The organism is Marinobacter sp. (genome assembly GCF_046484525.1).
GTDB lineage: Bacteria > Pseudomonadota > Gammaproteobacteria > Pseudomonadales > Oleiphilaceae > Marinobacter.
In genome coordinates this window covers 62725-72990 of record NZ_JAWOIS010000010.1, presented here as the reverse complement: position 1 = coordinate 72990, position 10266 = coordinate 62725, and the positions used below count along the sequence as shown (strand labels likewise).

The following is a 10266-nucleotide window of genomic DNA, read 5'->3' as shown; positions in this document are numbered from 1 at the left end:
TTCAACAAATCTATAAGCTCGAGGTTGTGGTCATTCCGACACATCGACCGATGATTCGAAACGACCTCGGCGATCTAATTTATCTTACTGCCCATGAAAAATATGACGCCATTATTGAAGATATAAAGGATTGTCACGAGAGCTCCAGCAGGATGCGGCCCTCAGGATCTTCGAGGATGACCATCCAGGTGGTTCTTTCCGGTTTGGCTTTCTTTGGCTTGGAGCCTGGATAACGGAATGTCTCTTCAAGCGCATAGGCCTGGCAGCCGGAGTTGACCGGACAGGCCTCGCAGGCTGGCCGGGTACGGGTGCATACCGTAGCCCCGAGATCCATGATGGCCTGGGTGTAGTCTCTGATCCGTTCGTCGGGGGTGTGCTCCTCGGCGTGTTCCCAGAGCCGGTTCAGCACGGCAGTCTGGCCAGGCCAGCCGGGCACCGCGTGGTAACGGGCCAGTACCCGTTTGACGTTGCCGTCGAGGATGGTGGCCCGTTTGCCATAGGCCTGGGCGACGATGGCTGCGGCGGTGGACCGGCCGATGCCGGTGAGTGATTCCAGTTTTTCCGGATCCTGCGGGAACTCGCCTCCAAACTCCCCGACCACCTGTTGCGCGGCCTTGTGCAGGTTGCGGGCCCTTGCATAGTAGCCGAGTCCGGACCAGTGGCTGAGGACATCGTCGACCGGCGCACTCGCGAGGTCATGCACGGTCGGGAACCGGGTCATGAAAGCCTGGAAGTAGGGGATGACGGTTGTCACCTGGGTCTGCTGGAGCATGATCTCCGAGACCCAGACCCGATAGGCGTTGCGGTCATGGTGCCACGGCAGGTCGTGCCTGCCGTGCTGGTCGTACCAGGTGAGGAGTTTGTCGGCGAAACGGTCGGTCATTACTGGAACAGGCCCTTGAGCTTGTCGCCCAGTTTTTCCTCGATCTCTTCCTTCACCTTTTCTTCGGCTTCGTCCTTGGCCTTGTCGACTTCTTCTTTCACCTTGGCCTTGGCGGCGTTCTCCGCAATGGTCTTCAGGGTGTCCCGGAAACGGGAGCCGTCAAAGGAGCAGAGGCCGCCCGGGTCTTCGGAGAAGTTGCCGCGGCATTCCACCGGGATCACCACGTTCTCCACGTATTCGGTGACCCGGCAGGCCGGGTCCCGGTGCACTTCACCCACGATGCGCAGGCCCGCCTCGTAGTCCAGGGTGGTTTGCTTCATGTCGACGGTGCCCTGGCCCTCCAGTTTCATGCCCGCGAGCGAGGCCACCAGGTTCTTGTTGGCCAGGGTGTTGCCGTTGATGTCCAGGGTGCCGCTCATGTCGTTGAACGGTGTGGTGGTGCCCCAATCAGTGGTGGTCAGCTGCTCCTGGTTCACCAGGGCAATGCCCTGGCACGCCATGCGCGTCATGTTCATGCGGCGGAACTCACCCTCGGCCAGGTTGAAGCTGATCTGGCCGTGGGCATTCTCGCGCAGTGTGGAAATACGGTTGCCAGTGGTGGTGGCATTCACCTTCAGGTTGGCACCGCCGCCGAGCGTGTCCACTTCCGCCAGGTCGGTCAGCAGGGGCAGGGTCTGGACGTTGGTTACGTTGGAAGCGATGGTCCATTTGGGGTTGTCGCTACGGGCATCGATGGTGGCGTTGGTGCCAAAGCTGCCTTCATACATCTTGCCGCTGAATTCGTCGACCTTGAGCACACCGTTTTTGGCGGTGGTGCTGGCCTTGATTTCATTGATGGTCAGGTTGCTGACGATCAGCTGGCCGAGACCTAAGTCCACATCCAGCAGCAGTGTGCGCAGGGTTTCCAGCGGCAGCAGATCGGATTCCGGGGCGGAACCTGAGCCTCCCGTGGAGCCGGCCTCTGCCGTTTGCTGTTCTTCGCTGGCGGCAGCTTCCTCACCTTCGGCCTTGGGTGTCAGGTAACGGTCGGCATTGAGTTCATCACCTTGCAGATTGAAGACTATGCCGCCGTCGGCCAGGGTGTAGCTGCCGGAGCCGTTGAAGGTGGTGTCGTCGAGCTTGAAGGTGAGGTTCTCCAGGGCCGCTGTGCCCGGGGAGCCGCTGATGTCGGTGGAGAAGGCGACCGCTTTGAGTACATCGGGGTCGCTGGTTTCGATGGCGGGCTGGCCCAGTTTGCTGAGCAGCTCTTTCAGGGAGAATTCCTGGATGTCGAGGTTGCCCTTCAGTGCCGGTTTGTCGCCGAAGCCCTGAACCTCGAGATCAGTAGTGAGGTCAAGGTTGGCCAGGCTGGCGGTGAAGCCGGAGAGCGTGGCGGTTTCGTTTTCCAGATTGGCCCTGGCTGAACCGGCCAACTCGGCAGTAACGGATTTGCCGCCGAACGGCTCGCCGCTCATGTCGAACACGGCGTTGAGTTCGGAGACGGCGAAGTCATTGAGAGCCTCGTTGGCGGTCAGCCGGGCATTGATGCTGCCATCAACCTTGAGCTGTGGTTTGGCGGTATCCACCTGGAAGCTGACTTCCAGCGGAAATTCGGAACCCAGGGTGATGTCGCTGGCGTTGACGGCAAAGTTCTCGAGGGTGACCGCCTGGCCGGTGCTGTTGTCAGTGTAATGCACCTGGGCGTTGCTGATCTGGACGTTCTCCACATTGAAGTTCAGCGGCTCGCCGCCGGAGGCGGTCTGCGCTTCTTCTTGCGGTTGTTCGGCCGGCTGCTCAGCCGGTGCCTGTGTTTTGTCCGCAGCCTGTGCGGACTTGCGCATGATCCGGGTCCAGTTGCCGTCGCCCTGCTCGTTGACTTCCAGGTTGGCTTCCAGGCCGTCCAGTACGAACGTGTTCACCCGGGGCGACATGGCAATCAGGGACCAGAAATCCACCTGTGCCACCAACTGGTCGAGGGCCACGAAACGCTTTTCCTCAAGGTTGGCGCTCACATTGTTGAGCTCCAGGCCGAGGGGAATGAAGGACCAGCCGATATCACCTTCCAGCTGCAGATCCAGGTTGGTCTGCTGCTCCACGGCCTTTTCGATCTGAGGCTTGTAGTCGTTCGGGTCGATGACCGCCATGGCGATCGCGATGGCCACGACTGCCAGAATAATGATGGCAACAATGGCAATCAGGAGGTAACGAACAGCTTTCATGATCAGGGCTTCCTTGTTCCGGTGAGCATCGGGAGCTTGAGGGCGAATCCCCTGGCTAATAAAGTTAAGGATAACGCAGGGTTAACAAATTAACAGCGCAGGAGTATGACAATGGTGTAGTGATAGGCCAAAATACATCCCCTGATTTTCCCCGTGAGGGGCCATTCGGCCTCCGCAGACAGTTTATAAAGACAAAAAGGAGTGGGCTGTGGCAATTACTGTGTCGATCGAGTTGAGCCGCGATCTGGAGATACCTGCGGGTTACGACGAAGCCTTTGAGTTGCTGGCCGACGTACCGCGTTCCGCCAGCCATTTTCCGAAGGTCGACAAGCTGACCGACCTGGGCGACAACAGCTATCGTTGGGAAATGGAGAAAGTCGGCGTCGACAAGCACGCCATCCAGTCCGTCTATGCCTGTAAATACAACTCGGACAAGGATGCCGGCAAGATCACCTGGGAGCCGATCAAGGGCGAGGGTAACGGTGTGGTGAGCGGTTCCTGGACCCTGACCGCCAATGGCGACGATGCCACCAGGGTGAAATTCCGCACCAGCGCGGAGTTGACCGTACCCCTGCCCAGCCTGCTGAAACTGGCCATCAGCCCGGTAATCAAGCACGAGTTCAACAGTCTCGTGGACACCTACATGAACAACCTCAAGAAGGCGTTCTGAGCTATCACGGTCGTTGACGCGGTTGCGGGACTCCGGCGGGCATAAAAGGTATAATCCGCAAACAAATTGTTTTCGGCACCAAGCCGGTTTATGACGACGGAGTCTCCATGGCCGAACGTAAGGCTCGCGTAGAACGCAATACCCTCGAAACACAGATTACTGTCGAGATCGATCTCGACGGCACCGGCAAGTCCAGCTTTGACACCGGTGTTCCGTTCCTTGAACACATGATGGATCAGATCGCCCGCCACGGGCTGGTCGACCTCAACATTGTCTCCAGGGGCGACCTGCACATTGACGATCACCACACCGTGGAAGACATCGGCATTACCCTGGGCCAGGCTTTCAAGCAGGCGGTGGGTGACAAGAAGGGTATCCGTCGCTACGGCCACGCCTATGTCCCGCTCGATGAGGCCCTGTCCCGTGTCGTGATCGACCTCTCCGGCCGTCCGGGCCTGTCCATGGATGTGCCCTATACCCGTGCCTCTGTGGGCGGTTTTGACGTGGACCTGTTCGAGGAGTTCTTCCACGGTTTCGTCAACCACTCCATGGTGACCCTGCACATCGACAATCTGAAGGGCAAGAACGCCCACCACCAGATTGAAACAGTGTTCAAGGCCTTCGGCCGTGCCCTGCGCATGGCGATTGAGATGGACGAGCGCATGGCGGGAATTACCCCGTCCACCAAGGGCTCGCTGTAACCGGTCACCAACAGGACATCGCATTTGATCATGAAAACCGTTGCCATCATCGACTACGGTATGGGGAACCTTCATTCCGCCCGCAAGGCGGTGGAGCACGTTGCCCCGGGTGTCACCGTCCTGGTGACCGATAACGCCGACCAGATTCGGGAGGCGGACCATGTCATCCTGCCCGGCGTCGGAGCCATCCGTGACTGCATGGCGGAGATTCGTCGGCTGGAGGTGGATATCCTGGTCCGGGAAGTGTCCCGGGATCGTCCCTTCCTCGGTATCTGCGTCGGCATGCAGGCGCTGATGTCCCGCAGTGAAGAGAATAACGGCGTCGACTGCATTGGCCTGTTCCCGTCGGAGGTTCGCTACTTCGGCGATAACCTGGTGGAAAATGGCGAGCGCCTGAAGGTCCCGCACATGGGCTGGAACGAAGTCTTCCAGACCATTGATCATCCGCTCTGGCACAACATTCCGGACGGCGACCGCTTCTACTTCGTGCACAGCTATTACGCCGAAGCCGAGGGCAATGCCGACATGGCCGGCCGTACCCATTATGGCGTCGACCTGGCCGCTGCCGTTGCCCGCGATAACATCTTTGCGGTGCAGTTCCACCCGGAAAAGAGTGCCCGGGCTGGGCTGCAGCTGCTGAAAAACTTTGTGGACTGGTCCGGCAAGTAACGCCGGCCATCAGAACGAACTACACGGACATTGCTCTATGCTGATTATTCCCGCCATTGATCTCAAAGACGGCAAATGTGTACGCCTGCGCCAGGGCCGGATGGACGATTCCACCGTCTTCGGTGACGACCCGGTCGAGATGGCCACCCGCTGGGTGGACGCCGGCGCCCGTCGTCTGCACCTGGTGGATCTGAACGGCGCCTTTGCCGGTGAGCCGGTCAACGGCGAGATCGTCCAGGCCATTGCGAAGAAATATCCGGACCTGCCGATCCAGATCGGCGGTGGTATCCGCTCAGCTGAAACCATCGAGGCCTATCTGAAGGCGGGTGTCCAATGGGTGATCATCGGTACCAAGGCAGTGAAAGAGCCGGAGTTCGTAACCGAGATGTGCAAGCGCTTCCCGGGTCACATCATTGTCGGCCTGGATGCGAAGGATGGTCGTGTGGCCACCGACGGCTGGGCTGAAGTCTCCGAGGTTATGGCTGTGGATCTGGCCAAGCGCTTCGCCAACGACGGTGTTGATGCCATCGTTTACACCGACATCAGCCGCGACGGCATGATGCAGGGCGTGAACGTGGAAGCCACTGCGAAGCTGGCGGAAGAAGGAGGTATTCCGGTCATTGCATCCGGTGGTGTGACGAATATGGACGACCTCAAACGCCTGGCTGAAGTGGCGGACAAGGGCATCCTTGGCGCCATCACCGGCCGTGCCATTTACGAGGGCACCCTCGATGTGGCCGAGGCCCAGGCCTTCTGCGACAGCCTGAACGGCTGAGGGAGTTAGCATGGGACTGGCAAAACGCATCATTCCCTGCCTGGATGTGGACAAGGGGCGCGTGGTCAAAGGCGTGAACTTCGTGGATATCCGGGATGCCGGGGATCCGGTCGAGGTGGCCCGCCGATACAACGAGCAGGGTGCCGACGAAATCACCTTCCTCGATATCACGGCCAGCCATGAGAGCCGTGACACTACCTACGAGACGGTGGAACGCATGGCGGCGGAAGTGTTTATCCCGCTGACCGTGGGTGGCGGCGTGCGTACCGTCGAGGATATCCGCAAGCTGCTCAATGCCGGCGCGGACAAGGTGTCCATCAACACGGCGGCGGTGTTCAATCCCGAATTCGTGCGCGAAGCCGCCGAGCGGTTTGGCAGCCAGTGTATTGTTGTGGCCATCGACGCCAAGCAGGTCAATGCCGAAGGCGAGGAACCACGCTGGGAAATCTTCACCCACGGCGGCCGCAAGCCCACGGGCCTTGATGCCGTGGAGTGGGCCAGAAAGATGGTCGAGATGGGCGCCGGTGAGCTGCTACTGACCAGCATGGACCGGGACGGCACCAAGATCGGCTTCGACCTGGGCCTGACCCGAGCGATCAGCGATGCGGTGGCAGTGCCGGTGATCGCCTCAGGCGGTGTCGGCGAGCTGCAGCACCTGGCGGATGGTGTGACCAAGGGCGGAGCGGATGCGGTGTTGGCCGCCTCCATTTTTCACTTTGGGCAGCACACGATTCCAGAGGCGAAGGCGTTTATGAAGGCGCAGGGGATTGAAGTCCGGGATTAGGCAGGCCCGAAAACGGGGTCAGATGAAAGCTTTCATCAGACCCCAACTTCGTCCTCCCCAAGGGTCTGATGAGCACTTTCATCTGACCCCAACTTCGTCCTCCCCAGGGGTCTGATGAACACTTTCATCTGACCCCAACTTGATCGTTGCCGCATAAGCCGGCCGAATCGCCTGCTTCTCCCCCTCGGCAAACATCTCTCGATTCCCGTTGCGCATGGCCCACAGCCCACTCACGGTAGCGACGGCAATACCCTGTTCGTCCAACAGCGGCAGGTGCTTCTCCAGGTAATCCACGGTGACCTTGTGCGGATGGCCGATTCCAACGGCGCTGCCGTATTCCCTCGCACGTTTGATCAGCAGCTTGAACTGGCGGTCAACGAATTCTTCGGTCTGTTCGTGATCGAGGAACACATCACGGGTCACGTTGGGGATCTGGTAGGCAGTGGCAACATCGCCGGCGATGGAGGAGGCGATGGTGCGGCTGTCGACGAAGTACACCGGGTACTTGTCCAGCTCTCTCATCACCCAGTCCATGGCCCTCAATTGCTGGGTCAGCAGGCTGCCCATGTGGTTGTTGACGCCGCTGACAAAGGGAATGGACTGAAGCGAGCGACGCAGGGTCTGGCTCAGGGTGTGTTCGTCCATGTCCGGTGTGAGCCCGCCGGCACCGAGGCCGAAATTCTGGGTGTTGGCCATGGGGGCATGCAGCATGATTTCCTTGTTCTGCCGGTGCGCCATTGTGGCCAGTCTCTCGGTGAAACGCCGGTAGGGGAGAAAGGCGAGAGTTAGCGGCTGGTCCATGTTGACCAGCCGGCGGCCTTCCTGAAGGTTGTGCCCCATATCGTCAATGATAATGGCGATGGTGGGTGGCAGTTCCCGGGGAGGGTTCTGCGCAGCTGCATTTGTCGCGGCAAGGCACGTAACTGCCAGGAAAAGCCAGCGAATCAGGCTCACTCGCCGCTTCCTTCCCCGGAGTTTTTACCCCTGCGGTTCAGGATGTGCATTCCCTTGAGCAGGTTCAGGGCTGAGCGTAGCTGATAATCCCGTTCGACCATGGAGACCGTGTCCGGTGCCTGCTCGCCTGGGCGGTCCTGATCCTTGGCCTTGCCTTTGCCCTCGTTCTGGCCTTCAAGATGGCCGCTGAGGTCCGCTTCGGTAAAGAACGGCTGGCCGTCGAGTTCGGTCAGCTCCGCCGGCCGCACCACGATGTCGGGCTTGATGCCGGTCGCCTGGATGGAGCGGCCGTCCGGTGTGTAATAGCGTGCGGTGGTCATCTTGATGGCATGGGTCTCGTCCAGCGGGATAACGGTCTGGACGCTGCCCTTGCCAAAGGACTGGGTCCCCATGATGACGGCGCGCTCGTGATCCTGGAGTGCGCCGGCGAGGATCTCGGACGCCGACGCGGAGCCACCGTTGATTAGAACCACGATCGGCGTACCGGTCATGACGTCTCCGGACTTGGCGCTGAACCGCAGCCGTGAACTCTGGATCCGGCCCTCAGTATAGACGATCAGGCCGCCGTCGAGCAGGGCGTCGGCCGTTTCCACCGCGGCTTGCAGCACACCGCCGGGATTGTTGCGCAAGTCGATGATCAGACCGTCGAGGTCGGCGCCGTGTTCGGTCTCGAGTTTCTTCAGGGTATCCCGGAACTGGCCGCCGGTGTCGGCCTGGAACTGGGTGATGCGAAGGTAACCGTAACCGTTATCCAGCATGCGAGACTTCACGCTGGTGACCTTGATGATATCCCGGACGACATCAATCTCGATGGGGGCGCTCTCGCCTTCGCGCATGATGGTGAGCGTCAGCACGGTGCCGGGCTTGCCCCGCATCATCTGCACCGCCTCTTCCAGGGACATTCCCTTAACCGGTTTCTCGTCCAGTTTGATGATCAGGTCGCCGGCCTGAACGCCGGCTTTCTGCGCCGGGGTGTCGTCGATGGGCGCGATAACTTTGACGAAACCGTTTTCTATGCCTACTTCAATGCCGAGGCCACCGAATTCACCGGAGGTGCTTTCTTCCAGTTCTTCGTAGTCCTTGGGGGCCAGGTAGGTGGAGTGCGGGTCGAGGTCGGACAGCATACCCTTGATGGCGCTTTCAAGCAGTTGCTGGTCGGAGACCTCCTCGACGTAGGCATCCTTGATGCGGCTGAACACTTCGGTGAATTTGCGCAGGTCGTCCAGCGGGAGCTGCTTTTCCGGATCGGACAGGGTGATTTCCACCTTTTCTCCGGCCTGGATCCCTTCCAGCAATTCCTCGGACTGTGGATCCTGGGCAAAAGCCAGGCCCGATGCGGTTATGAAACAGGTAGCGAGCGTGAGTTTGAGTAAAACCCTTGGCGGAAGTGTACTTCTGACCCGTTTCATCAATATATCCCGTTTTGTTTCCACTAGTTGGACGTATTTCCCTGATTCCAGACAGTATGGCGTCAGCTGCGCCGTTTGTCAGCCCTTGAGTGGGCTCTCCGGAGCCTCAGTTTGCCAGCCAGCGCTGCGGGTTATCCGGTTTGCCATTATGGCGGACTTCAAAGTACAGCGCGGGCGTATCGGTGCCGCCGGTTTGGCCTGCCACGGCAATGGTCTCGCCGGCTGCCACCCAGTCGCCCGGGCTGGTAAACAGGCTGCTGCTGTGGCCATAGAGTGTCATGTAGCCATTGCCATGATCAATGATGGTGATCAGGCCAAATCCCCGGAGCCAGTTGGCAAAAACTACCCGGCCGTAATGGATGGCTTTGACCTGCGCCTCTTCGCTGGTGCTGATCAGGAGGCCGTTGCGGCGGAGCTTGCCGTCGGCATAGAGGTCGCCATAGCTACTGACCACCTTGCCTTTGACCGGCCAGGGCAGATTGCTTTTCAGCGAACGGAAGGGCTGGGACTCGTTGGGCGCGGGAATACTGGCAATCGCCTGCTGGACTTCCTCGAGCAGTTTTTCGAGGCGCTTCCGGTCGGCTTTCAGTTCGTCCCGTTCGCTGCGGCGGCTCTGAATCTCAGTTTTCAGTGCGGCCAGGGTCTGTTCCCGTTCCTTGCGGGAGGCTGACAGCTCCTGCTGGCGTTTGCTGAGGGTGGCTTCGGTATCGGTCAGTTCGGCCCGTGTCACCACGACTCTGGCCTGAGTCTGCCTCAGCTCCCGAAGGCTTTTCTGGAAGGCTTTTAGCCGGTCAACCGTATTTCGGCTCAGATACTCGTAGTAGGTCATGGTCCGGGCCATCTGGTCCGGGTCGATTTCGTTGAGCAGTACCTTGACTGCAGGGGCGTCCCCTTCCATCCAGGCGGAACGGATCTGTTGCTTGAGACCTTCCCGCTGACGGCTGAGCGTCTTGTTCAGGGAGGCTTCCTGCTGTTCCAGTTCTTTCAGTCGTTGCTGCTGCTGCTCTACTTTTTCACGCAGGTTCCGGCGTTCGCGGGTCAGTTCGCCGATGCGACGCTCTGCCGCTGCCAGTTGTTGTTCCAGCTCGGAACGATCTTCTTCGGCATCGGCCAGCCACTCGTCGATGGCCTCAATGCGTTCCTTGAGGTCTTCGATCTGGGCAGGGCTGACTTCCTGCTGCTGTGCCTGTATGGACATCGCCCCCAGCATGAAGCTGAGGGCG

9 protein-coding genes and 2 pseudogenes are annotated in these 10266 nt (G+C 59.8%); 6 read left to right on the top strand and 5 right to left on the bottom strand.

The features are described 5' to 3' along the window. Window positions 1-50 precede the first annotated feature (50 nt). Window positions 51-101 (top strand): annotated as a pseudogene (locus R6W86_RS02065) (hypothetical protein); the annotation flags it as partial. Window positions 102-142: 41 nt separating this feature from the next. On the opposite strand, the pseudogene mutY reads toward R6W86_RS02065, so the two are convergent. Both mutY and R6W86_RS02055 read right to left on the bottom strand, forming a co-directional pair. After that, window positions 143-883: pseudogene (gene mutY, locus R6W86_RS02060) on the bottom strand (A/G-specific adenine glycosylase); the annotation flags it as partial. Continuing rightward, window positions 883-3081 (bottom strand): AsmA family protein, encoded by a 2199-nt coding sequence (locus tag R6W86_RS02055; protein WP_410327729.1) that lies wholly within the window; start codon window positions 3079-3081, stop codon window positions 883-885. The gene R6W86_RS02055 and the pseudogene mutY, both read right to left, overlap by 1 nt. 208 nt (window positions 3082-3289) lie before the next feature. Between R6W86_RS02055 and R6W86_RS02050 the strand changes: the two genes are divergently transcribed. From R6W86_RS02050 to hisF, 5 genes are all read left to right on the top strand, one after another. Beyond that, window positions 3290-3751, top strand: coding sequence for an SRPBCC family protein (locus R6W86_RS02050; protein ID WP_410327728.1), 462 nt, complete (start codon window positions 3290-3292; stop codon window positions 3749-3751). Between the two features lie 107 nt (window positions 3752-3858). Then, window positions 3859-4452: an imidazoleglycerol-phosphate dehydratase HisB gene (hisB, locus tag R6W86_RS02045; RefSeq protein ID WP_410327727.1), complete on the top strand. Its 594-nt coding sequence runs from the start codon at window positions 3859-3861 to the stop codon at window positions 4450-4452. 30 nt (window positions 4453-4482) lie between these two features. Continuing rightward, the gene (gene hisH / locus R6W86_RS02040) at window positions 4483-5121 is read left to right on the top strand and encodes an imidazole glycerol phosphate synthase subunit HisH (protein ID WP_410327726.1); all 639 of its coding nucleotides are present in this window, start codon (window positions 4483-4485) and stop codon (window positions 5119-5121) included. A gap of 37 nt (window positions 5122-5158) precedes the next feature. Beyond that, window positions 5159-5896 (top strand): 1-(5-phosphoribosyl)-5-[(5-phosphoribosylamino)methylideneamino]imidazole-4-carboxamide isomerase, encoded by a 738-nt coding sequence (hisA, locus tag R6W86_RS02035; RefSeq protein WP_372986805.1) that lies wholly within the window; start codon window positions 5159-5161, stop codon window positions 5894-5896. A gap of 10 nt (window positions 5897-5906) precedes the next feature. After that, entirely contained in the window at window positions 5907-6680 is a 774-nt protein-coding gene (hisF, locus tag R6W86_RS02030) for an imidazole glycerol phosphate synthase subunit HisF (protein ID WP_410327725.1), read from the top strand. Between the two features lie 78 nt (window positions 6681-6758). Here hisF and R6W86_RS02025 read toward each other — a convergent pair whose 3' ends face one another. The 3 genes from R6W86_RS02025 to R6W86_RS02015 all read right to left on the bottom strand — a co-directional run bounded on the left by R6W86_RS02025 (window position 6759) and on the right by R6W86_RS02015 (window position 10253). Further along, window positions 6759-7610, bottom strand: a complete 852-nt coding sequence (locus R6W86_RS02025; protein ID WP_410327735.1) for a divergent polysaccharide deacetylase family protein — start codon at window positions 7608-7610, stop codon at window positions 6759-6761. 20 nt (window positions 7611-7630) lie between these two features. Beyond that, window positions 7631-9043, bottom strand: a complete 1413-nt coding sequence (locus R6W86_RS02020) for a S41 family peptidase (protein WP_410327724.1) — start codon at window positions 9041-9043, stop codon at window positions 7631-7633. A gap of 106 nt (window positions 9044-9149) precedes the next feature. After that, entirely contained in the window at window positions 9150-10253 is a 1104-nt protein-coding gene (locus R6W86_RS02015; protein WP_410327734.1) for a murein hydrolase activator EnvC family protein, read from the bottom strand. Window positions 10254-10266 lie beyond the last annotated feature (13 nt).

Coding starts and splice junctions, on each gene's coding strand:
- R6W86_RS02055 (WP_410327729.1), bottom strand. CDS start 3,081: ATGAAAGCTGTTCGTTACCTCCTGATTGCCATTGTTGCCATCATTATT.
- hisB (WP_410327727.1), top strand. CDS start 3,859: ATGGCCGAACGTAAGGCTCGCGTAGAACGCAATACCCTCGAAACACAG.
- hisH (WP_410327726.1), top strand. CDS start 4,483: ATGAAAACCGTTGCCATCATCGACTACGGTATGGGGAACCTTCATTCC.
- hisA (WP_372986805.1), top strand. CDS start 5,159: ATGCTGATTATTCCCGCCATTGATCTCAAAGACGGCAAATGTGTACGC.
- hisF (WP_410327725.1), top strand. CDS start 5,907: ATGGGACTGGCAAAACGCATCATTCCCTGCCTGGATGTGGACAAGGGG.
- R6W86_RS02020 (WP_410327724.1), bottom strand. CDS start 9,043: ATGAAACGGGTCAGAAGTACACTTCCGCCAAGGGTTTTACTCAAACTC.
- R6W86_RS02015 (WP_410327734.1), bottom strand. CDS start 10,253: ATGCTGGGGGCGATGTCCATACAGGCACAGCAGCAGGAAGTCAGCCCT.